The following is a 21,958-nucleotide window of genomic DNA, read 5'->3' as shown; positions in this document are numbered from 1 at the left end:
TCACTGAAATTCGCGGAAAGATCCTAACATGCGTTGTGTGGGTCGGTCTGACTGGTCGCATGAATTGGTGAATATTTGAAAAAATCAGGTGCGAAGCGCCGAAAACTTTAATATGGTGAGTGATAGACATCGCAGTTCACCTTCTGGAGTAATGGATGCCACGAAAAAAAGCGCTTACCAGCAAAATCTATGTGCTCGATACCAATATTCTGCTTCACGAACCGCTCGCCTTTTTATCCTTCAAAGAAAATGATGTGATTGTACCCATGACGGTGCTGGAAGAACTTGATTACATCAAAGACAGTAAAAAAGATGTCGCCCGTGATGCCCGCGTGTCTATTCGGGCGATGGAAGATTTACTGCACGATGCCACGCCAGAAGACATGCTCAAAGGCGTTTCGATGCAGGGGATGCTAGCTGGCGATGCCGCCCCGACGGGCAATTTGTCGATATTCGCTGATCTGAATATGCCTGAATCTCAGCAAGTCTTTACCAGTAACGAGAACGATAACCGCATCATCAATGTGGCGCTTCACTTACAGCGAACCTGTGCTCCGCGCGCGGTTATTCTGGTTACCAAAGATATTAACATGCGCCTCAAAGCGAAAGGCGCAGGCATGGCGCTGGTTGAAGACTATCGTACCGACCAGTTGATCAGTGACATTAAGTATTTATCCAAAGGCTACCACCGCTTTGAAGGTGACTTTTGGGAGAACGTGAAGTCGGTTGACAGCCGGACGGAGGGCCGAGATACGATCCATTCGATTCCGCGTAAAGTCCTTCCAGAAGGGTACATCAACGAATTCCTGCTCGACGATAGCCAGCATTTTGCCGGGTTAATTGAGTCGATGGACAATGACACAATGGATGTGCTTGATCTCGGCTACGAGCGCTTAATGGGGCGGCATGCATGGGGTGTTTCACCGAAGAACATTGGGCAGGCCATGGCGCTTCATTCACTGCTCGACCCACATATCGATTTGGTCATACTGACCGGACCAGCAGGCAGTGGTAAAACCCTACTCGCATTGGCCGCTGCTCTGGAGATGGTGGTAGAGCGCAATATGTACGATAAAATCATCGTAACGCGGTCGACCCCCGAAATTGCGGAGTCAATCGGCTTTTTACCGGGTACAGAAGAAGAAAAAATGGCGCCATGGTTAGCGGCGATTACCGATTCTTTGGAAGTTCTGCATAAAAGTGATGAAAATGCTAAAGGCTCCATGAGTTACATCATGGAAAAGGCCAACATCCAGTTCAAATCCGTTAACTTTATGCGCGGACGAAGTTTACAAAATGCGATTGTGATCCTTGATGAGTCACAGAATCTGACCGCGTCACAATTAAAAACCATCATCACGCGCTGCGGCGAAGGAACGAAGCTGATTTGCAGCGGAAATCTGGCGCAGATTGATAGTAACTACCTGAGTGCAGTTACATCCGGTCTGACCTATATCGTTGAGAAGTTTAAGAATTTCTCAGGCAGTGCGACGATTAATCTTGATGGAGTGGTACGCAGTCGCCTTGCTGAATTTGCCGAAGAACAACTGTAATGTATGAAAATATGCTGCGGCGTTTAAACGACCGCAAGGCTCAGATCCTGATTGTGGATGATCAAATCATTAACGCTGAGATTTTAGCCAATGGCTTGAGTGATTTATACGACGTCATAATTGCTACCTCCGGACAGGAGGCGCTCGCCTGCGCCAAGCGAGATGTGCCCGATTTAATTCTGCTCGACATACGAATGCCAGATATTGATGGCTATGCGGTGCTCAGTGAGTTACAGGAAACCATCGCCACACAAGACATCCCGGTTATTTTTGTGACTGGCGAAGACAGTATGGATGATGAACTGAAAGGCTTGCAGCACGGCGCCAAAGACTATGTACGCAAACCCTTCGAGTTGGAGTTGGTTAAAGCGCGGGTTTCTATTCAAATAGAGCTTAAGCGTAAAACGGATTTACTCAATCTGATGGCAAGCGCTGACGGCCTAACCGGACTTGCCAATCGACGTAAATTTGATGAATCGTTAACGCGGCTTATACGCGACAGTGCTCGCCACAAAACGCCATTAGCCCTGATTTTACTGGATATTGATTTCTTCAAACAATACAACGATTTGTATGGCCACGCCGCAGGCGACCGATGTTTAATTGATGTCAGCGCCGTATTGGCAACGGTGGCTAAGCGCACAACGGATGTCGTCGCTCGTGTAGGAGGCGAGGAATTCGCCCTATTGCTGCCCAATATGGACACATCCCGTGCGGCGCTGTTGTGCGAAAAGCTACATCGTAGTATTGCGGAACGCAAGATAACTCACGAAGGCTCATTAGTGGCAAAAACATTAACGGTGAGTATTGGCGCAACGATAGCAACGGTCGATGCCGAACTGTCGTCAGAGGCGTTTTACAAGCGCGTGGATAAATTGCTTTATCAAGCCAAAGCCAATGGCCGCGCACAAACCTGCTTAGACTGAAGCCGCCACCGCTACCGCTTGTGATGTGAATTCTCCCTGAGCAATCGCTTGTTGACTGTCGTCACCGATTTCACCTAACGGCATTTTCGCCGGTCCGGTTGGTTCAAAAAGGATATAGGGAATGCCGTCGATATTCAGCGTAGCATCAGTGATTTCAGTGTTTAGGCTTATTGCCAGTAAGGCATGGTTGCGTAAAAATATCATCCGCATAGGCACCTGCGGAAGAAATGCGCGAATAATCGCGGCGGCCAACACCGATTTGCTGTCGCAATCTCCTTCGTTCTGATTTAACAAACTGACGGGCGGTAAAAAGCCAGAGCCGTTGCTGGTAATGCGATCTGTGAGCGGTGAGTAAGGGATGGATTGCAGCCACGACAGCATAAAGTTGATGTACTCGCGTGCATCACTACTTGCGTTTAACTTCTCGTAAATAGCCTGAGACAATGGGATCAGCGCCCGCGTGCTCTCATTCACATAGCGCAGATGGTCCGGCTTAATGGCTTTCTCGTTGAGCTTGGTGCGGTAGCGCTCGTAATAGTTCTTGTAAAGGTAATCATCAAACGCTTCCTGTTCTTTTTCGCGCATTTGAGCCTGATATTCAGCAATCTTTTCTGGAAAGCGAGAACTCACTTCAATATTAATGTCTTCACCACTGGGGCGAATATTAATACGTACCTGTTTAGGGTCGTAAGTACGCGCATGCTTGAATAACGATACCACCACATGGCGCTGGGCTATGGCCTGCTGATAATTGCGCTGGGTGGACGGCAGTAAGGCGATATCATCTCTACTCAGTGCAAACGAAAGTTGCCGAGCAGTGCGTTGATCATCTTCCCAGCCATAGGAGAACTGAACGCTGTCTGCCGTTGATTGGCGTTTAAACTGGGTCTGTTCAGCCAGCGACTGCGTAGCCCAGCCACTGAAGAAAGCTGCGCAGCATACTACGGCGGGAATTAAACGTCGTTTTCCGAACATGTTTGAAACCAATTCAACTGATTGTGCAGTGATACTACACCGCCCACGATGGTCAAGGTAGGGGGTTTGATATCATGCTCAGTTGCAATTGACTCGATGGTGTTCAGCGTGCCGGTGATGACTTTTTGTTGCACCATCGTGGCAGACTCTACCAATGCAATGGGGGTGTCTGCTGGCAATCCGTGCTTTATCAACTGCTGGCAAATAATCCCGAGGCCGGTCAAACCCATGTAAAACACGCAGGTTTGGTTCGGTTGCGCGAGTGCTTGCCAGTTTAAGTCAATGCTGTCGTCTTTCAGGTGCCCAGTGGCAAATACCACACTCTGGGCAAAATCACGGTGTGTTAATGGAATGCCCGCATAGCTCGCCGCGCCAGTGGCAGCGGTGATCCCCGGCACGACTTCAAAGCCGATCTGGTGTTTGAGCAAGGTTTGTATTTCTTCGCCGCCGCGGCCAAACACAAAAGGATCGCCGCCTTTCAGGCGAACCACTCGGTTGCCCTTCAGCGCTTCGCTAACCAGTAACTCGTTAATATCCTGCTGAGGAAGCGTATGACGACTTTTCGCTTTGCCAACATAAATCTTTTCAGCGTCACGACGAACCAGTTCCAGAATGTCAGGTGACACTAGCCTGTCGTACACAACCACATCGGCTTTTTGCATCAATCGCAATGCTCGAAAGGTGAGTAAGTCAGGATCACCCGGGCCTGCGCCAACCAGATAAACCTGCCCTTGCACCGGCTTGTCTGATTGATACTGTGCCAGCAATTCAAGCAATTTCTCAGCAGCGAGTTCGTCGCGTTGCTGAATGACATCCTCAGCAATATCGCCGTCGAGCACATCTTCCCAAAAGTAGCGACGCTCGGTGACGCTTTTCAGTGTGTGCTTTACTTTGTCTCGAAAACGCTCTGAAAAAGTACCCAATCGACTGACCTGCGCTGGGATGACGCTTTCGAGTTTCTGTCGCAAGTAGCGCAGCAGCACAGGCGCAACGCCGCCTGAACTCATGGCGATGATGATAGGCGAACGATCCACGATAGAGGGGGTGATAAATTTACACAGCGGTGTGTTGTCGACCACGTTGACCAATTTATCCTGAGCGACGGCCAAATCGTGAACGTGTTGATTCACCTCTGGTTTGTCGGTTGCCACAAAAATCAGATTATTATCGGCAATATCAGCGTCTTCGAATTCTCGCTGTTTAAGCGTGATGTCATTGTTGGACACCAGCTTCATCACGGTAGGGCAAACATAGGGGGCTACCACGGTGATGCGAGCTTGCGTTTTTAACAGGAGTTCCAGTTTGCGCGCGCCCACTTCACCGGCACCCACCAGCAACGCTCGTGTGTGTTGTGTATCCACAAAAACCGGGAAGTAGCGCATCGTACCAAACTCGCTATTTGTCGAAACGCGGCTTTCTGCGTTTACTGGCGTCGGGTTTGTCGCCACGGGGCTTGCCTGCCCCTTTTTTAGGTGGCTCATCAGACCATTCGCGCAGCGCGATGCGTTGGCCAGCGACGCGCGTGTTCTGCAGCAAGTCGCGTGTCTCTGCTGGCATGCCCTCGGGCAAATCGACCGTGCTGAAATGATCGTAAATCTCAATCGCGCCTATATGCTTACTGCTGATATTGGCTTCATTTGCGATGGCACCCACGATATTACCCGGCTTAACACCGTGCGAGTGGCCTACATCAATCCGAAAACGCTGTTTACCCGCTTCAGCTTTGCCTCCCCTTGGCGCGCGAGGCTTGCGCTCACCCCGATCAGGTCGGTCACCGCGATGACCACGTTCTTGGCGATCGCCTCGGCCACTGTCACGCGTTGGGCGAGCCGTCAAATCAGGGCGATCAGACTCTTTCAATAAGAGTGGCTCTTCACCTTGAGCAAGCTTAGCCAATGCCGCAAGCAAGCGCTCGGGTGCGACGTCGTTTTCCTCTCGAATACTGTCGATAACCGGCATAAACTGCTCAATACTGTTATCTTCAAGCGCTTCGACGACATTACGTTTGAAGCGCGACAATCGAGATTCGTTTAATTCGTTAATGGAAGGAATTTCCATTTGTTCAATCGGTTGCTTGGTGGTTTTCTCTATCGAAAATAACAGGCGCTTTTCGCGATGTGAGATGAAGAGAATGGCATCACCTGTTCGACCCGCACGGCCCGTACGACCAATGCGATGCACGTAAGACTCTGAATCATAAGGGATATCAAAGTTAACCACGTGGCTTACCCGTTCAACATCCAGCCCTCGCGCCACAACGTCGGTAGCAACCAGTATATCAATTTTGCCTTGCTTCAAACGTTCCACGGTGCGCTCACGGGCGTTTTGTGGAATGTCACCATTGAGAGGTTCTACGTCATAGCCGCGCGCTGAGAGTTTTTCGGCCAGTTCTATCGTGGCCGTTTTTGTGCGCACAAACACAATCACACCGTCGAAAGGCTCAACTTCCATAATACGCGTAAGCGCTTCAAGCTTGTGATGCGGAGCCACTTGGCAATAACGCTGGCGGATGGTGCTTGCTGTGCTTACCTTTGACGCAATCTTCACGTGTTTGGGCGTTTTCAAATAGCGCTGCGTGATTTTGCGAATAGGCTCTGGCATGGTGGCCGAGAACAGCGCGGTTTGACGCTCTTGTGGCGCGTGGCTAAGAATGTGCTCCACGTCGTCGATAAAGCCCATCCGAAGCATTTCATCCGCTTCATCCAACACCAAAAATTTAAGCTCGTTAAGTTTGAGTGTGCCACGATTAATGTGGTCAATAACGCGCCCTGGCGTGCCGACAACGACCTGAACGCCGCGTTTCAGTTGACGGATTTGATTGTCGTACGATTGGCCACCGTAAATAGGTAGTACTTTGATTTTTTTCGAAAAGCTGGCGTACACTTGAAAAGCTTCGGCCACTTGGATCGCCAGTTCACGCGTAGGCGCAAGTACCAGAAGCTGCGGAAGTTTTGCTTCGGCATCAATCTTTGCCAGCATGGGCAATGCAAACGCCGCGGTTTTACCGGTACCCGTTTGCGCTTGGCCAAGTAAATCATGGCCTTCTAAAATGAGCGGTATTGCTTCAGCCTGTATTGGTGAAGGTTTTTCATAGCCTACTTTTTCAAGGGCTTGGAGAATAGCGTCGGGGAGGCCCAAGTCGCTAAATTTAATGTCGACAGTTGTAGTCATGTAGTGTCCTGAAGTGTTAGGGCGGGGCAAAGCCGTAGCGGTTGCTTTGAGCCGCACTGAACCCTCAGTGACTTATTGCTGCTAAAACCGCTTTAGTGTTGCAAAGATTGTAGTATATTCGATAACCTCTTTGCATACCATGTTATCTAACCGAGTTATTCTCACATGGTGGCGTGATTACTGTACGATACGCACGCAAATTCAACGTTTCGACAAGAAGGAAGTGAAATGAGAACCCGATCAGGTCTCCGCCCATCTCGAGCACTGGCACTGAGCATTGCTGTTATAGTCATGCTCTCCGCGTGTTCCAAGAAAACCAGCGAAGAACATATTGAAGCTGCGCAGGCTTACATCGAAGCTGATGACCCAAAATCGGCGGTCGTCGAGTTAAAGAATGCGATTCAAGCGGACCCTGACGCTGCTGATGCGCGTTTCGAGCTAGGCAAGGTTTACCTTAGCCAGAATGAGTTTGATAGTGCTGAAAAAGAGCTTCGCCGTGCGATGGATTTAGGCCACCCCGCCTCTCAAGTTGTACCACTGCTTTCTCAGGCTTATCAGCGTACCGGTGCCTTTAACGCGCTGGCTGATCTGGATCACACTGAAAACGACATGACCACAGCCGAGCGGGTGGAAGTGGGCTACTACAAAGTACAGTCGTTTATTGAATTGGATGATTTGGATGCCGCCAAAGCCCTTATTGATGAACTGGTGACGCTCGACACAAGTTCGGTGTACAAGGGGCTTGTTGAAACTCTCGGTTTGGTGATTGATGGGCAAACAGAACAAGCACTTGCGCAGGCAAAAGCCCTGCGTGATCAATCGCCGCTGAATCGCGATGCACTGATGCTATTGGCGCGTTTGTATCTGCAACAACAGGAAATTGATCAGGCGGTTGATGCGTATGTCGACTATCTGGACAAATTTCCTGAGGACGTCAACACGCAGTTCATGTTGGCCTCAATGCTCATCGAATTAGGCCGAACTGAGCAGGCTGAAACCTACGTTGATGAACTGCTGAAGCTGAGTGCAAAAAACCCTATGTTGAACCAGATGAAGGGGATTATTTTAGCGCAGCAGCAAGAGTACAAAGCCGCATATTCGTATCTGGAAACGGCAATTAACGGCGGCCGGAATGATCCCGTATTGCGTTTAGTGGCAGGTTTTACCGCTTATGAGTTAGGTGATTTCGAGTCGGCAAATACACATTTATCACTGATTGCTTCGGTGCTTCCAGACAACCATGCTGGGCTTAAATTATTGGCGGCCAGCCAGTTACAATTGGGTCTAGTCAGCGATGCCAATTCGGCGCTACAACGTGTTGACGCTGTTTCTGAAGACGACGCTGAATTGTTTTCCAGAGCGGGTTTTGAACTGCTTAAATCGGGCAATCTGGCGGATGCTCAGAGTATGCTTGAGCGTAGCAAAGGCGTGTCAGAGGATGCCGATGACTTACTGCGCACGGGTGTGTTGCAGATGTCGATGAACCAGATTGAGGGCATTATCAACTTGGAGCAGGCAGTCGAGAAAGCGCCTGAGTCAGCCACGGCGCAAACCACACTGGGAACGGCTTATCTGGCCACGAATCAGCTTGATAAAGCATTAAAACTAGCGCAGGAATGGAAGAAAAATTCACCTGACAGTGTCACGCCATACTTGCTGGCTGCCGATGTTGCCCTGCGCCAGAATGATATGGCTGAAGCAAACAGACAATATGATGCTGCTGCTCAAATCGCACCTAATGATCCTTCATTATTGATGGCTCGCGCCACGTTGTCGGCGCAGCAAGGCGAGCATGCTGAGAGTTTGGCCCTTGTGCGTAAAGTGTTAGCGCAAAAGCCGGATCATCTGGGCGCGCTAGCGATGCAATATCAGGTAGAAAAGCGGCAAGGTGATGCAAGCAAAGCGCTTAAAGCGACCAAATCACAGCTCAGTAAACAGCCCAAAAATGAAGATTTACGCTTAGTTTATGCGCGCATGCAGGCATCGGACGGTTTGTATGAAGATGCCATAAAAACCTTGGAGCCGATAAAACCTTCACGTCAGGTATCGCGCGATTTCTGGCAGCTCAAGGGACAAACGTTGTTGCAGAGCAATAATTTAGAAGGGGCTCAACAGCATTATGAACAATGGCTGTCACTCTATCCATTCGACAAAGATGCATTACTGGGGAATCTGTTAATTTTTGACTTGTTGAACCAACCGGCCGACGCCATCGCTATTATCAAGCGATTTAAAACACAACGAGATGATGTGCAAGTCGATTTGTTACACAGCCACTTTTTGAGCTTGCAAGGCGAAGTGAAACAAAGTCGTAAACTGCTGGATGCTCTGCCTGAGCAAGCGCAAGAACTCGCCTTTGTTAAGGGTATTGTGGCGCGTAACCTGGTACAGGAAGAAAAATTTGATGACGCTATTGCGCCTGCGAGTTTGGCGTATGAAGCAAGACCGAACCTGCGCAATCTGCTGCTACTGTTGCGCACTCAGGAAGGTGCTGACGAAATGGACGCGGGTTTTGCTACCTTAACTGAGTATGTCAGTGAAAACCCAACTGATGAACGCGCTCGAATGCTGCTGGCTGAACGTAAAATCAGTCGCGATCCCAGCGCTGCAGTGAGTGAATACCAAGCGTTAATCGACACCAACAGAAAGAACTTTGTGGCGATGAATAACTTGGCCTACCTCAAACTGCAGGCAGGGGATTTGGCAGGAGCACAACCACTTGCCGAACGTGCTGTGTCATTACAGCCCCGCAATGCTGCTGCCGCTGACACACTGGCGCAAATTTATGTCGCACAAGGAGAGTTCGATAAAGCGGTTGGTTTGTATGAAAAGACGATTGATGACAGCGTGCAAAGTGAGGAAATTTATCTCAATTATGTACAGACATTGATCAAAGCTGACAAACTGACAATCGCCAAGCGCCGGTTCAACGAACGTCAGTTTACGGCACCTGAATCACAACCCGTCGTTAACGACATAAAGCAAGCGCTGTCTCAATAGACGGCGCTTGGCTGAATGCCTAAGCGTGCCATAAATATTACAGGCTTCACTTGAATAACCGAGCGCGCGGTCATATTAACTGCGCGTCTCCGCTTTTTTAGATTAGAACATCATGACCTATCAGGCTATGCAAGAGCGACTACTTCGGCTGAAAAACAATCGTGCTTTTGAGCTGTTTGTGGTTGCAGTGATCATCGTTTCTGCATTGGAGATCGGCGCTAAGACCTACGAGTTACCCACCTTTGCTTACTCGTTGACCAGTGTCTTAGATGTATTTATTACGGTGTTCTTTCTGTTCGAAATTACCGTTCGCTTCATTGCCGAACCGAATAAAAAAGACTTCTTCAAATCGGGTTGGAATGTGTTTGATACGCTCGTGGTAGTGGTCAGCCTGATCCCCATTCAAGATAGCGAAATGGCGCTGCTTGCCAGATTGGTACGCGTTTTTAGAGTACTGCGAATGGTCTCCATCATTCCTGAACTGAGGGTACTTATCAACTCGCTACTGAAAGCGTTACCACAGTTGGGCTACGTCGTTCTTCTGTTGTTTATCATCTTTTATATTTATGCCGCAGTCGGAAGTTATCTGTTTAAAGATATCAACCCCTTCTTGTGGGGTAACATTGCCCGATCGATGTTGACGTTGTTTCGTGTGATGACCTTCGAAGATTGGACGGATGTGCAGTATGAAACCATGGAAATCTACCCCATGAGTTGGCTGTACTATATGACCTTTATCTTCCTCACTACGTTTGCTTTTCTGAATATGGTGATTGGTATTGTGGTGAGTGTGATGGAAGAAGAACATAAACGCGAAGCGGCGCTGACCAGCACGGAGCCAACCCTTGACGACCTGCACTGTGAGATCAAAGAGCTCAAGGCGATGGTCAAGCAGTTGGCAGAGCAGACACCGAAATCCTGACGGGCTATTTTCAATCTCGTCAGGATCCTGTATGGTTTGCACTACAAAGCAATGGACGCCATCATTCAGTGCAAGGAGAGCTAATGAAACCTGTACAATATACGTCGGCGACGTTACGTGAACAATTACTCCAGGTCAGCCAGCGGCTAGCAGCATTATCCCACCCAGCTGCAACCCAAGAAGTGCCGCCAATGTCATCAGTGAATGAGGCCCATCAGCTCAAGCAGGATATTCAGGAATTGCTCGAGAAAATGCGGCGACTGACTTCCGCTTAAGGCTTAAATAACGCGTTAATGCGATCTTGAGTAACGCAGAGTTCTGAGTTTGACGGCGCTGCCGGACGGAGTGGTCCTAAATTCAAGTTAAATAAAAATCCCGCTGAGTCGGTTGTCTCAGCGGGATTTATCTTTTCATGCAACGTAGACCGTTGTTAAAGGTCAGCGGTATTTCAGGAAGCCTCATCCTCAATAGGCGCAGGCATTAACCCCTGATTGACGGCTTCGATATCACTTTTTGACAAATTGCCCGCGGCACGTTTTAAGCTAATGATTGACTGGATAAAGTCGTAACGTGCTCCAGCTAAGTTGCGGCGCGCATCAAATAAGTTACGCGTGCTATTCAGCACATCAACAATCGTTCGTGTACCCACTTCAAAACCAGCGTCAGTCGCTTCTAGCGCGCTCTGCGCTGAAACCACTGCTTGGTCAAGCGCGCGAATTGTGGATATCGCTGCATTTACGTCGTTGTACGAACTGCGGACAGAACGTACTGTCTGACGATAAGTAAGCTCCAGACTTTCCGAAGCCGCTACATAACGATAACGTGCCTGCTCTGTACGTGAGCTAACGGCACCGCCCTGATAAATAGGCACATTCAACGTAATGCCGATGGATTGATTGTTCAGCTTAGGTACGTCTAAATCACCACCGCCTTGAGCAGCACCTACTACGGTTGTATCCGTTTGTCCGTAGCTGCCGTTGAGTGAAAGCGTTGGATAATGGCCCGCATGCGCAATATCAATATCTTCTTTAGCGATGTCTTTTGCAAAGCGCTGAACCAGTAACTCCAAATTGCCTTCTTGAGCTAACTCTAGCCACTGATTGACCGATTCTGGCGAAGGTTTGCTGGCACTGAATTTTTCCGTATCGAGCACGAACAAACGATCATGATATTTACCCGTGATTTCGCGCAGTTCTTCCAAACGCAGTTCTAGATTGTTCTCTGCCCGGATTTGCTGTGCCACCGTGTTGTCGAAATTTGCTTGCGCTTCGTGTACATCGGTTATCGCCGTCAGACCCACTTCAAAGCGTTGCTTGGTTTGCTCCAATTGACGCTCAATGGCGCGTTTCTCGGCCTTAACGAATTCGACATTATCTTTAGCGCGCAACACATTTAAATAGGCGGTAACCGTACGTTCAATCAGGCCTTGTAAAATGGATGAATAATTTGCTTCGCTCTGCTGCGCGACCAACTCGGCACGATCCAGCCCTAACCAACGGGCATGATCATACAGCGACATTCTAAGTTCAGCCCCATAACCCAGCGTTTCAGTTTCATTTTCGAAAACGGCGAACCCAAGAAACTGTTCGGTGACTGGATCAGTGATTGGGTTGGTGTTGTCCCGCGTGCTCATGGTGTAACTTAAATCGGCGGAGATTTGCGGCAACAATGCTGCGCGACTTTCCGTGATAGCCTCAAAAGCGACATCTCGGTCTGCTTTAGCTCGATTTACCACCGGATCATTTTCGACCGCTTGTTGATACACTTGTACAAGATCGTCGGCTAACGCGTTGGAGGCGAGACCAACGCCAACAATCAACGAGATTAATGTTTTTTTCATGTATGCGCCTTAGAGGTTTCGGGAGTTCTGATATATGCTTACGAGTCTACGTAATTCAAGCACCGTAAAACATTAAATAGTCGTAACACTTTGCTACGAAGTGTAACAGAATATGAGAAATGGGTGCGTATTCCTATAGGTAACTCGGATTTGAACGACATTAAACGACAGATTCAACGGTTTTCACGACAAGATATCCGCCAGCTTGAAAAATCGCCACTCTATGATGGCTATTTTAAAATGGTGAAATATCAGTTCGAACACCGCTTGTATGGCGGCGGGTGGAGCGAGCCGGTAGCGCGCGAAATTTTTGAGCGTGGGCACGCGGTAGGCGTATTGCCTTATGATCCTATTCGCGCAGAATTCATATTAATCGAGCAAGTACGCATTGGCGCACTGGCCACCAGTGACCGGCCGTGGCTGATTGAAATTATCGCCGGCATTATAGACCCTGGCGAAGAAGAGCGTGCAGTGTGCGTACGCGAATCACAGGAAGAAGCCGGTATTGAGATCACCCAGCTCACCAAAGCCTGCACTTATTTGGCTAGCCCTGGCGGTACCACAGAAAGAATGCACATCTACATGGCATGTGTAGACGCTGCCACGGCAAAGGGTGTGCACGGATTAGACAACGAAGCCGAGGATATATTGGTACACAGAGTGAAAGAGTCAGAAGCACGACAGTGGCTTGACGACGGTATAATCGATAATGCAGCCGCGATGGTGGCTTTGCAGTGGTTCTTTTTAAATAAGTCTCGCCTAATGCGCCAGTGGCAAAACAGTGATGCTGAATAAACGCAAATACGTGCCTCATTTACCGTCGATTTTGGCAGTATGCGAAGCAAACTATGCCAAACTAATGCGACTGCTACCGGATGTCGACACCGAGCGACTGGAGTATGTGTTTAGTGCCGGTGAGAAGTTGCGCTTTCGTATTCGCATACTCGATTCGGCACGTTTTACCAGTACGCTGGAAATGCGTCAGGTGCAGTCTAACAGTCCGGCGTTTTTGCAACCCGCCATGGAAGTCAGACTGTATCATGATGCTAATGTCGCAGAAGTGTTGACCAGTCAACGAGTTGGTGCATTGGACCCGTCTTACGAATACCCAAACCGTGGCATGCATCAGCGGAATGAAAAGCAAATGGTTAATCGGTTTTTAGCCGAATGGCTGACCTTCTGTTTGAGTCATCGTCAAGCGTCAGTGTCAGGCGCTTAGTGGTCAAACATAAGCCGCCATATGTCATCGCGCAGCTGAGTGATTGCCATCTGTTTGCTGAGCGTGACAAGTGCGGGTATAACGACATTAATCCCTATGATGCTCTTGCTGCTGTATTTTCGGCTATTGGTGGGTATCAGGTGGACGCCGTATTGTGTACCGGTGACATTTCCGGTGACGGTAGCGCACAGAGTTATCGCCATTTTCAATCGCTGTGGCAAGCCGCTGAGATTGAGGCTGTATTGTTCACACTGGCCGGGAATCATGATTCTCCGGTGCACTGGCCTGCAGATTGGCAGCCATTTACGGCGTATCAGTATCATGCTTTGCCTGCCAACTGGCATCTGCATTGCCTGCCCAGTACATTTGCAGGGGCGCGCGGCAGTTTGACTGAAACAGGCATAGGTCAATGTCGGAATCGGTTAGTAGAAACAGCCGGTTCGAACCAGTATCATTTGATGGCAATCCATCACCCGCTGTATCCGGCCAATGAATGGATGGATAAACATCGATTGGACAACCCTGAGCAACTACTGCATTTGATTGAGCAATCCGAGGGTGTGCAAGCCGTGGTTCATGGTCATGTGCATACGGCTCGCGTGCAGCAGCACAGCAGGCCCAATGGCGATGTCTGTCGTCTGTATGCCTGTCCGAGTAGTTGTTGGCAGTGGGGAAACACCGCACACTTTAGCGTTGCTGCACAAACACCCGGCTTTCGGCTTATAGAGTTAAGTGATGGGGGGCAGTTGCACACGTCCGTACACTATCTCGCTGACAGCCCGACTATTTCAGATGCACAGAAAAGATGAGGCCTATGACACCCATAGTCTACCTGCACGGATTTTTAAGCTCACCACAGTCGGTGAAAGCACAGCAAGCTGCTCAGTACGCTGCTCTTCACTTACCCGACATCGCACTGATCACGCCGCAGATCCCCAACACCATCAGCGAAGCTGTACCCTTTCTGCAAAGGCTAGTGCAACAACAGGTGATTGACCAAGGCTATGTTTTGCGTTGTATTGGCAGTTCCATGGGCGGATTTTTAAGCACCTGGCTGGTGGAACAGTTCGGCGGAAAAGCAGTGCTGATCAACCCAGCCGTCGCGCCGTACACCCTGATGCAGAACTACATTGGCGAGCACGTGAACCCTTACACTCAGGAATCGTTCAGTATTGATACGCAGCATATTGCACAATTGCGCGCGCTGGAGTCATCAAAAATACGCGACCCAGAATGTTTTTCTGTTTTTTTGCAAACGGGCGATGAGGTACTTGATTACCGGCGCGCAGTGAAACGCTACGAGGGGGCCACCCTGGTGGTGGAAGAGGGAGGCGATCATAGCTTCATTAAATTCGACCGCCACCTGAAAGCGATATTCGAGTTCTTGCGTGTATAGCGCAATTGCCCTTCAAAACACAGCTTGCTAACATCAAGCACCTATATGCGATCGATACGCTGGCGCAGGCCTAACAGAGAATAATATTAACATGTCGAATCAATATAATGCGGATGCTATAGAGGTACTCAACGGCCTTGATCCGGTAAAACGCCGCCCCGGTATGTACACCGACACCACGCGCCCTAATCATCTGAGTCAAGAGGTTATTGACAACAGTGTGGATGAAGCGATGGCGGGGCATGCATCCAGCATCAAAATTACTTTGCACAGTGACCATTCTCTGGAAGTGATTGATGACGGACGCGGGATGCCGGTTGATATTCACCCCGAAGAAGGGATATCCGGTGTGGAACTGATCATGACCAAGCTGCATGCCGGTGGAAAGTTCTCCAATAAGAACTATGCGTTTTCCGGCGGCTTGCACGGCGTGGGTATCTCGGTGGTCAATGCCTTATCAACCCGCGTTGAAGTGACTATCCGTCGTGACAGTAATGTCTACCAGATTGTGTTTGCTAACGGCGATAAAATTGAAGATTTACGTGTGATTGATAGCTGTGGTCGCCGCAATACGGGTACCCGGGTACACTTTTGGCCTGATCCTCAGTATTTTGATTCAGCAAAGTTTTCAGCAACTAAACTGCGCCATATTTTGCGCGCCAAAGCCGTTCTTTGTCCGGGGCTGCGTATTCGTTTTGATGACAAAGTTAATGTAGAAAGTCATGAGTGGTATTTTGAAGACGGCCTGCGCGACTATCTTACCGACTCGCTGGCCGATGCGATCACCCTGCCTGAAGATGCGCCCTTCGTAGGCACGTTTTCTGCGTCGACAGAGCAAGCCGACTGGGCTGTGATGTGGTTGCCTGAAGGTGGCGAAATGGTCACGGAAAGCTACGTTAACCTGATCCCTACCACACAGGGTGGTACACACGTAAATGGTTTGCGCCAAGGCTTGTTGGAATCGATGCGTGAGTTTTGTGAGTTCCGTAACTTGATGCCGCGTGGCGTTAAATTGACCCCAGAAGACGTGTGGGACAGATGCAGTTATATCCTCTCAACTAAGATGCAGGATCCGCAATTTGCTGGGCAAACCAAAGAGCGATTGTCTTCCCGTCAGGCATCGGCTTTTGTATCAGGCGTAGTGAAAGACGCTTTTAGCCTGTGGCTCAATCAACATACTGACGTGGCAGAACTACTGGCTGAGCTGTGTATCAGCAACGCGCAACGACGTTTACGCCAAATCAAAAAAGTCGCGCGTAAAAAAGTCACACAAGGGCCTGCGCTACCGGGTAAGCTTACCGATTGTTCATCGCAAGATATCAATCGCTCAGAGCTGTTCTTAGTTGAGGGTGATTCAGCGGGCGGCTCTGCCAAGCAAGCGCGTGATCGTGAGTTTCAAGCCATCATGCCCCTGCGCGGTAAAATTCTTAACAGTTGGGAAGTAGATTCCTCACAGGTGCTGGCATCGCAGGAAATTCACGACATTTCAGTGGCGCTGGGTATTGATCCTGACACCGCCGATTTAACGGGGCTACGTTACGGTAAAATCTGTATTTTGGCAGATGCGGACTCCGACGGCTTGCACATTGCTACCCTCTTATGCGCCCTGTTTGTACGGCACTTTCGTTCACTGGTTGATCAAGGGCACGTGTATGTCGCCATGCCCCCCTTGTTTCGTATCGATGTGGGGAAAGAAGTGTATTACGCCCTCGATGAAAGTGAGAAGCAGGGCATACTTGATCGCATAGAAGCTGAGAAAAAGCGCGGAAAAGTGAATGTACAACGTTTCAAAGGGTTGGGCGAAATGAACCCATTGCAGCTGCGTGAAACCACCATGGATCCAAACACTCGGCGCTTAGTTCAACTTACCATTGATGACGCTGAGGGCATGCTTGAACTGATGGACATGTTACTGGCGAAGAAGCGTTCACCAGACAGACGTCAGTGGCTTGAGTCAAAAGGCAATCTAGCGGAAGTGGTGTAGTGTTGGTATCGCATCTGCCGCGAGCACCGCTGGAAGCTCGAAGGTTAGCGTACGCAATGGTCCCGACTGTCTTTCAGCTGTATTGGTGTAAAAATATCGCTTGTGTGGGTGTTGATGCTCAGTAGCAAATATTAAAGCCGACGTCGTGTGTAAACTGCTTCGGCAACCGGCCATCTTTTACCGTCAAGACTTCTGCTGTATCGTCATGTTTAAAGCCTAGGGGATCTTTAGAAAATATCTCCGCTGAAATCAGTTCACGGTTGCCATTGAGCACACATCTAATCTTCGTCGCATGCTCAACGGGGAGAATTCTCTCAAGAAAATCATTTTGAACTTCATGTCGATTGGTCATGTGGCGGTCAATGGCTTCCATACCATAATGAGAAAGCGTTAGATTGTGCACACGAAAGCCTAACTGACAATACGTATTCACTGAAACTGTGACGTTGTAATGAAGACAGTATGCTTGACCAGGCGTCGACAATAAACAAAATGAGACCAAAGAAATGAGTTTGATTGAGTCCATGTGCATTGCCGTACTTTCCGAGTTGTTGTGTCCTATCCTAATTGAATGAGAGTAGACCAATTACGCGATGACGGCTAATTTCTCGTGAGTTTCTTGACCGGTCAAATCCATAAAGGATCAGAAGATTTGATACCACGCTCACGGTGCGAGCTTTATACTGACTTACGAAGAAGGGCTCTCGACAGGCACGAATCAACATACTAGGAGTCAGTTTGTCACGCGGGTTCCTCCAATCACCCGCGCGTCAGCAATGTCTGGTAGTCAACAATCTGCGCCTGCGTATCGGTGAGGCTGTCCTGATTCACCTGGATTAGGCCGCGTCTGGGGCGATCCAAATCCACCACGATAAACACCACCAATACAATCATGCCAGACATCAGTAGGGTCGGGAAAGCAGGGCGTTTGCGATGCAACCCACTGGTATAGCCAAGCATGCCTCCGGCGGTGATAAATACCAGAAATAACAAAAACAACACCGGCTCAGGCACATGCAGCCGTAGCATCGCATTGCGTTTATTTTCCAGATAAATCATATTGCTGAGCGACTGAAAAAATGCATTCGCAACCGCTGGCTGGGTAGACACTTCAAGCTCTGCCTGAGCGAGCGTTGTCAGGTTCAGTTGCAACGCACTGACTCGCTTGCTGAGTTCCCGCCGCGCAGCTTCGTCAGACAAGTCGATTTCACTGAGGGAAATACGCAATGCAACATAGTCGTTAAGCAACGCCAGCGCCTGCTGTTGATTCGCCCGGCTGATAAGACTAGCCTGCATGGCCGCTTTACTAATAGCGCCAGACTCTTCAATCACAATGTTGCTGCGCGCGTCATAGCGCTGTAGCGACATGTTAAAGGTAAAGCCGAGCAGCAGTGCAAGCAAGCCGACGATCCCCGCTTGGATTGCAGCGGTTTGCGGCTTGACCTGATCATTTTCGTCCGTCGCTTGAAATTTGCGGCCCAGCAAGTAACACAGTTGGTTGACCAGTAACATGCTCAAAAAGAGCAATACGGCAATCACTACACTGTTTTTATCATACATTATTTCGTGACTCACTCAGATCCCTATCGACCATGGTTTGGTTAAAAAGCGCGCAAGATTGCCGTAGGTTGAGAATAGCGTCAAGCGAAAAGATCATAAAAAACGTTTGACCATCGACAGTGGAACATCGGTATAATCGAATCAAACACTTAGACGTGATCGTTATTCATTATCATCAGCTGCGTTGCCAAGCAGAGCAGCTCTATCGCAATCGAGTACTGCCGAAAACCCTATGAAACGCTTAGCCCAAATTCTTGTTGGAATCGTTTTAGTCGTCATTTTTCTTGTGATGATGGGGTGGTTTGTTTTAACTGACAGCAAGCCCTCTGTCAGTGCCTCAACCATCAGTGGGCTCAATGAAGCGGAGTCGGTGACCTCGTTACTGGGCCAACTGCAAACCAGCATTCATGATCGCCACAACGCACACACAATCACGGTCACTAAACCGCAAATAGACAGCTTGTTAGCGTTTGCTGAACGCGCAAAACCTGAGTTTAGAGGTAATGCTGAGCTACAGCAGTACAGTGCGACGTTACAACTATCGTATCAGCTTCCACGTCACCTGATGGAACGGTACGTCAATGTGCGGGTAACTGTGCTGCCGGGTAATCGTGTGCATATTGATCAACTGGTGGTCGGTGATTTAACGGTGCGCGGCGACTGGGCCCTCGATGGAATCATCATGTTGGTCGACTGGTGGACGAACAGTGATATTGCCAGTTTCGCCTACGAACAAGTCACCCAGGTGGCAATGACTACGGATGAGTTGAGCATCTCGTTACAGCCGTTAAATGCGTTGATGGACCAACTCAATATGATCAAAAATGGCTTGTCAGTGGAGCAGGATGACTGGCTTAGCCAGCGCACTGCGGAGTATTTGCGTTATTTGGCCATTATTTCTGTGGACGACAAATCCATTTACCATAATACCCAACCCTCACTGGGGATTTATCTATCGGCGGTGATGCGCAGAGCTCAGTCGACAGGCACGCGCACAGCGGTAGAAGAAAACGAAGCGGCGCTACTGGCGTTGACCATTTTCGCAGGGCACCACCGGTTTGCCAATCTTGTTGGTGCCGTTCAACCAGACCCTGATCGTGCTATTCGGCCGCCGCATCCTACTGTGTTGGCTGATCGCAAAGATTTAAGCCAACATTTTATTATTTCAGCGGGCTTAAAACTTTTGTCTGAGCAAGGCTTAACCAATGCGATAGGCGAGTTTAAAGAGCTGATGGATCGGGTATTAGGCGGCAGCGGGTACAGCTTTGTCGATTTAGCCGCTGATCTGGCCGGTGTAAAATTGGCTAAGATGGCGATCGATCCGCGTTATGCAGCAGATATTCAACAGCGTCTGGCAGAAAATGCTGATGAATCACTATTCTTCCCACGCATTGATGGGTTGAGTGAAGGCTACAGTAAGGCAGAATTTGTCGAACGTTTTACCAATGTTAACAGCGCGGCTTATCTTGCTGAAGTTGAGCGGGTTCAAGCGCGTGTGGATGCTGTGCCGCTATACGATGATCTACGCGCACAGTGATGCTTATGTTTTAACGACGGCTTTGAAATCGTTCAGTGTCACAAACATCAATTCAATTTTCTTCACCACCGGAGGCAATGCGGTTGGCAACTCATCTTGTGGTAACGCTTTTAAATCCTGAATATCCACTGCTAACTCTTCCATATACGGCGAGAATCGTTTAGCGCGCGTGGTAAATCCACTGTCTGCGTCGAAAATGGTCGTGAACTTCCCCTTGCCCTGACGCTGTAAATCGTCGATCGCTTTGTCTGCATCAATCGCTTTGCGATAAATAAGTTGAAGGTTTTCAGTGAGCTGCTGGAAAAGTGCATCCATGGGTAAAAATTCTCTAAAGATTTTGGTTAGCGGGTCGATATATAGAGCGTGTTGATCTTTGCGGTGCATTTTTGCAGCAAGCGCTGCCCGCAGGGTTCAGTTCTATGGCTTGGGGCTCTCGTCATTCGTCATTCACTTAGAATAACTAAGCTTCAATCCTCTTTTCTCAGCCGCAAGCCATAGAATTGAACAAAATTTGTACCGCAAAGATCAACACGCTCTACGAAGCAGGCAATTGTGCCTGCTTTTATTCAATGCTACAACCAAACAGGAAATGGGTATGGATTTACAAGGTGCTTCTACCTCTGGAACGTCCGGTGCATCGCTTGAAATCGCGTCGCTAAAGTTGGCAAAAAGCCAACAGCAGCAAGACGGTCAAGCGTCGCTTCAGCTGCTGGAATCAGCCGCTGACGTACCAAAAGCGACATCTGCAAACGCAGCTATCGGCCGAAACGTCGATACGTTCGCTTAGCATTTCAGTGCGAATTAGGAACTGGCCGAAAGGCCAGTTTTTGTTTGTGCGCTCGATTTAGTCAGCGGTACAATGCAAATCAATAGGACTTTTCGAGCCTTCACCGGCGACTTCTCGCACCAGTTTCGGCACTAGAAACCCGGGTAGCTGCAGTAGCATTTCCCGCACAATGCGTTTTGCCTCACCCGTCGAGACCTCAAAATGCGCAGCACCTGCGACTTTGTCTAACAAATGTAGGTAGTAAGGCAATATGCCAGCATCAAACAAGCCTTCACTGAGTGCAACCTGCGTGTCCACCGAATCATTAATACCGCGAAGCAAAACGGCCTGATTTAACACCGTAACACCAATCTTCTTTAACGCCGAGACGGCATTGACCAAAGCGGGGCTGATTTCATGTACATGATTGATGTGCAACACCATGACGCGCTGAAGGGGGAGAGCTTCCAGCCAACTCAATAGACCGGTATCGACCCGATGTGGCAGTACCACCGGTAATCGCGTGTGGATGCGTAAACGTTTGACCGACGCAATGTCAGCGATTTTACTGGCAAGATCTGCCAGCGCAAGGTCTTTCGCCATGAGTGGATCACCGCCCGATAAGATCACTTCGTTAATCGTTTCGTCAGCGGCAATTTTGGTCAATGCATCGTCCCACTGAGCGCGACTGGGTGAGTTATCAGCGTAAGGAAAGTGCCGCCTGAAGCAGTAGCGGCAGTTTACCGCACAACCGCCACGCACAATCAGCAATACCCGAGAACGATACTTGTGCAACAGTCCCGGTGTGGTGTTGTGCTGTTCTGATAAGGGGTCATGCGTGAAACCCGCCACCTTATCGAATTCCGCTGCGCGCGGAAACACCTGAAGTAAGAGCGGGTCGTGGCGGTCTTGCTGATGCATCAAAGACGCAAAATGACGCGGTACACGCATGGGAAAGAGCTTGCGCGCTGCCACGTCTTCTGAAAATTGGCGTGGGTCGAGCTTGAGGTAGTGCAGCAAGCTTTCAGGATCGGTAAATGCGGTCGCTAACTCTTTTTGCCAGTTTGACTCTACAGAAACGAGATTTTTAGGTATTATCTGCGCCAATT

Annotated in this window: 20 protein-coding genes; 12 read left to right on the top strand and 8 right to left on the bottom strand. The window is 49.3% G+C overall.

Going from position 1 to position 21,958, the window contains the following annotated elements; genetic code table 11:
* Nucleotides 1-155: 155 nt before the first annotated feature.
* Nucleotides 156-1,553 (top strand): PhoH family protein, encoded by a 1,398-nt coding sequence (locus KIU71_RS02975; RefSeq protein WP_214129657.1) that lies wholly within the window; start codon nt 156-158, stop codon nt 1,551-1,553.
* Nucleotides 1,553-2,479, top strand: a complete 927-nt coding sequence (locus tag KIU71_RS02970; protein WP_214129656.1) for a diguanylate cyclase domain-containing protein — start codon at nt 1,553-1,555, stop codon at nt 2,477-2,479. Before KIU71_RS02975 ends, KIU71_RS02970 begins: the two co-directional genes overlap by 1 nt.
* Here KIU71_RS02970 and KIU71_RS02965 read toward each other — a convergent pair.
* Genes KIU71_RS02965 through KIU71_RS02955 form a run of 3 tightly spaced genes read right to left on the bottom strand, consistent with a single transcriptional unit; the run spans nt 2,471 to nt 6,625 of the window.
* On the bottom strand, nt 2,471-3,454 hold the full coding sequence (locus KIU71_RS02965; protein ID WP_214129655.1) for a hypothetical protein: 984 nt from the start codon (nt 3,452-3,454) through the stop codon (nt 2,471-2,473). The two genes, KIU71_RS02970 and KIU71_RS02965, sit on opposite strands and share 9 nt — an antisense overlap.
* The gene (cysG, locus tag KIU71_RS02960; RefSeq protein WP_214129733.1) at nt 3,433-4,836 is read right to left on the bottom strand and encodes a siroheme synthase CysG; all 1,404 of its coding nucleotides are present in this window, start codon (nt 4,834-4,836) and stop codon (nt 3,433-3,435) included. The genes KIU71_RS02965 and cysG overlap by 22 nt, the downstream gene beginning before the upstream one ends.
* Before the next feature lie 13 nt (nt 4,837-4,849).
* Nucleotides 4,850-6,625: a DEAD/DEAH box helicase gene (locus KIU71_RS02955; RefSeq protein WP_214129654.1), complete on the bottom strand. Its 1,776-nt coding sequence runs from the start codon at nt 6,623-6,625 to the stop codon at nt 4,850-4,852.
* 228 nt (nt 6,626-6,853) lie between these two features.
* On the opposite strand from KIU71_RS02955, the gene prsT reads away from it, so the two are divergent.
* From prsT to KIU71_RS02940, 3 genes are all read left to right on the top strand, one after another.
* Complete coding sequence (gene prsT / locus KIU71_RS02950; RefSeq protein ID WP_214129653.1) at nt 6,854-9,625, top strand: XrtA/PEP-CTERM system TPR-repeat protein PrsT; 2,772 nt, start codon at nt 6,854-6,856, stop codon at nt 9,623-9,625.
* 112 nt (nt 9,626-9,737) lie between these two features.
* Nucleotides 9,738-10,547: an ion transporter gene (locus KIU71_RS02945; protein WP_214129652.1), complete on the top strand. Its 810-nt coding sequence runs from the start codon at nt 9,738-9,740 to the stop codon at nt 10,545-10,547.
* Between the two features lie 83 nt (nt 10,548-10,630).
* A complete protein-coding gene (locus KIU71_RS02940; protein WP_214129651.1) occupies nt 10,631-10,822 on the top strand; it encodes a hypothetical protein in 192 nt (63 codons plus the stop codon).
* Nucleotides 10,823-10,995: 173 nt separating this feature from the next.
* Here KIU71_RS02940 and tolC read toward each other — a convergent pair whose 3' ends face one another.
* Entirely contained in the window at nt 10,996-12,387 is a 1,392-nt protein-coding gene (tolC, locus tag KIU71_RS02935) for an outer membrane channel protein TolC (protein WP_214129650.1), read from the bottom strand.
* 159 nt (nt 12,388-12,546) lie between these two features.
* On the opposite strand from tolC, the gene nudF reads away from it, so the two are divergent.
* The 5 genes from nudF (at nt 12,547) to parE (ending at nt 16,986) form a co-directional block, all read left to right on the top strand.
* Nucleotides 12,547-13,182, top strand: coding sequence for an ADP-ribose diphosphatase (gene nudF / locus KIU71_RS02930; RefSeq protein ID WP_315853236.1), 636 nt, complete (start codon nt 12,547-12,549; stop codon nt 13,180-13,182).
* Nucleotides 13,172-13,606 carry a DUF1249 domain-containing protein gene (locus KIU71_RS02925; protein ID WP_214129648.1) on the top strand — a complete coding sequence of 145 codons (435 nt, stop codon included), beginning with the start codon at nt 13,172-13,174 and terminating at the stop codon, nt 13,604-13,606. The genes nudF and KIU71_RS02925 overlap by 11 nt, the downstream gene beginning before the upstream one ends.
* Nucleotides 13,555-14,415: a metallophosphoesterase family protein gene (locus KIU71_RS02920; protein ID WP_214129647.1), complete on the top strand. Its 861-nt coding sequence runs from the start codon at nt 13,555-13,557 to the stop codon at nt 14,413-14,415. Before KIU71_RS02925 ends, KIU71_RS02920 begins: the two co-directional genes overlap by 52 nt.
* 5 nt (nt 14,416-14,420) lie before the next feature.
* Nucleotides 14,421-15,002, top strand: a complete 582-nt coding sequence (locus KIU71_RS02915; RefSeq protein ID WP_214129646.1) for a YqiA/YcfP family alpha/beta fold hydrolase — start codon at nt 14,421-14,423, stop codon at nt 15,000-15,002.
* Nucleotides 15,003-15,093: 91 nt separating this feature from the next.
* A complete protein-coding gene (gene parE / locus KIU71_RS02910) occupies nt 15,094-16,986 on the top strand; it encodes a DNA topoisomerase IV subunit B (protein ID WP_214129645.1) in 1,893 nt (630 codons plus the stop codon).
* 118 nt (nt 16,987-17,104) lie between these two features.
* Here the strand turns inward: parE and KIU71_RS02905 are convergent, their stop codons facing one another.
* On the bottom strand, nt 17,105-17,512 hold the full coding sequence (locus KIU71_RS02905; protein WP_214129644.1) for a hypothetical protein: 408 nt from the start codon (nt 17,510-17,512) through the stop codon (nt 17,105-17,107).
* A 233-nt stretch (nt 17,513-17,745) separates the two neighbouring features.
* Nucleotides 17,746-18,561: a bestrophin-like domain gene (locus tag KIU71_RS02900; protein WP_214129643.1), complete on the bottom strand. Its 816-nt coding sequence runs from the start codon at nt 18,559-18,561 to the stop codon at nt 17,746-17,748.
* A gap of 217 nt (nt 18,562-18,778) precedes the next feature.
* On the opposite strand from KIU71_RS02900, the gene KIU71_RS02895 reads away from it, so the two are divergent.
* Complete coding sequence (locus KIU71_RS02895) at nt 18,779-20,083, top strand: hypothetical protein (protein WP_214129642.1); 1,305 nt, start codon at nt 18,779-18,781, stop codon at nt 20,081-20,083.
* Nucleotides 20,084-20,086: 3 nt separating this feature from the next.
* Here KIU71_RS02895 and KIU71_RS02890 read toward each other — a convergent pair whose 3' ends face one another.
* The gene (locus KIU71_RS02890; RefSeq protein WP_214129641.1) at nt 20,087-20,398 is read right to left on the bottom strand and encodes a hypothetical protein; all 312 of its coding nucleotides are present in this window, start codon (nt 20,396-20,398) and stop codon (nt 20,087-20,089) included.
* A gap of 280 nt (nt 20,399-20,678) precedes the next feature.
* Between KIU71_RS02890 and KIU71_RS02885 the strand changes: the two genes are divergently transcribed.
* Complete coding sequence (locus KIU71_RS02885; RefSeq protein ID WP_214129640.1) at nt 20,679-20,870, top strand: hypothetical protein; 192 nt, start codon at nt 20,679-20,681, stop codon at nt 20,868-20,870.
* A gap of 57 nt (nt 20,871-20,927) precedes the next feature.
* Here KIU71_RS02885 and epmB read toward each other — a convergent pair whose 3' ends face one another.
* Complete coding sequence (gene epmB / locus KIU71_RS02880; protein WP_214129639.1) at nt 20,928-21,956, bottom strand: EF-P beta-lysylation protein EpmB; 1,029 nt, start codon at nt 21,954-21,956, stop codon at nt 20,928-20,930.
* Nucleotides 21,957-21,958 lie beyond the last annotated feature (2 nt).

Origin of the sequence: Alteromonas oceanisediminis (assembly GCF_018474025.1) — a bacterium.
Lineage (GTDB): Bacteria > Pseudomonadota > Gammaproteobacteria > Enterobacterales > Alteromonadaceae > Alteromonas_E > Alteromonas_E oceanisediminis.
Note: the sequence above shows the minus strand (reverse complement) of the source record. Positions and strands in the feature narration are given on the sequence as shown.

What these genes read in the sequence shown, in the direction of transcription:
- KIU71_RS02975 (WP_214129657.1), top strand. Translation starts at nt 156, where the DNA reads ATGCCACGAAAAAAAGCGCTTACCAGCAAAATCTATGTGCTCGATACC.
- KIU71_RS02970 (WP_214129656.1), top strand. Translation starts at nt 1,553, where the DNA reads ATGTATGAAAATATGCTGCGGCGTTTAAACGACCGCAAGGCTCAGATC.
- KIU71_RS02965 (WP_214129655.1), bottom strand. Translation starts at nt 3,454, where the DNA reads ATGTTCGGAAAACGACGTTTAATTCCCGCCGTAGTATGCTGCGCAGCT.
- cysG (WP_214129733.1), bottom strand. Translation starts at nt 4,836, where the DNA reads ATGCGCTACTTCCCGGTTTTTGTGGATACACAACACACACGAGCGTTG.
- KIU71_RS02955 (WP_214129654.1), bottom strand. Translation starts at nt 6,625, where the DNA reads ATGACTACAACTGTCGACATTAAATTTAGCGACTTGGGCCTCCCCGAC.
- prsT (WP_214129653.1), top strand. Translation starts at nt 6,854, where the DNA reads ATGAGAACCCGATCAGGTCTCCGCCCATCTCGAGCACTGGCACTGAGC.
- KIU71_RS02945 (WP_214129652.1), top strand. Translation starts at nt 9,738, where the DNA reads ATGACCTATCAGGCTATGCAAGAGCGACTACTTCGGCTGAAAAACAAT.
- KIU71_RS02940 (WP_214129651.1), top strand. Translation starts at nt 10,631, where the DNA reads ATGAAACCTGTACAATATACGTCGGCGACGTTACGTGAACAATTACTC.
- tolC (WP_214129650.1), bottom strand. Translation starts at nt 12,387, where the DNA reads ATGAAAAAAACATTAATCTCGTTGATTGTTGGCGTTGGTCTCGCCTCC.
- KIU71_RS02925 (WP_214129648.1), top strand. Translation starts at nt 13,172, where the DNA reads ATGCTGAATAAACGCAAATACGTGCCTCATTTACCGTCGATTTTGGCA.
- KIU71_RS02920 (WP_214129647.1), top strand. Translation starts at nt 13,555, where the DNA reads ATGGCTGACCTTCTGTTTGAGTCATCGTCAAGCGTCAGTGTCAGGCGC.
- KIU71_RS02915 (WP_214129646.1), top strand. Translation starts at nt 14,421, where the DNA reads ATGACACCCATAGTCTACCTGCACGGATTTTTAAGCTCACCACAGTCG.
- parE (WP_214129645.1), top strand. Translation starts at nt 15,094, where the DNA reads ATGTCGAATCAATATAATGCGGATGCTATAGAGGTACTCAACGGCCTT.
- KIU71_RS02905 (WP_214129644.1), bottom strand. Translation starts at nt 17,512, where the DNA reads ATGGACTCAATCAAACTCATTTCTTTGGTCTCATTTTGTTTATTGTCG.
- KIU71_RS02895 (WP_214129642.1), top strand. Translation starts at nt 18,779, where the DNA reads ATGAAACGCTTAGCCCAAATTCTTGTTGGAATCGTTTTAGTCGTCATT.
- KIU71_RS02890 (WP_214129641.1), bottom strand. Translation starts at nt 20,398, where the DNA reads ATGGATGCACTTTTCCAGCAGCTCACTGAAAACCTTCAACTTATTTAT.
- KIU71_RS02885 (WP_214129640.1), top strand. Translation starts at nt 20,679, where the DNA reads ATGGATTTACAAGGTGCTTCTACCTCTGGAACGTCCGGTGCATCGCTT.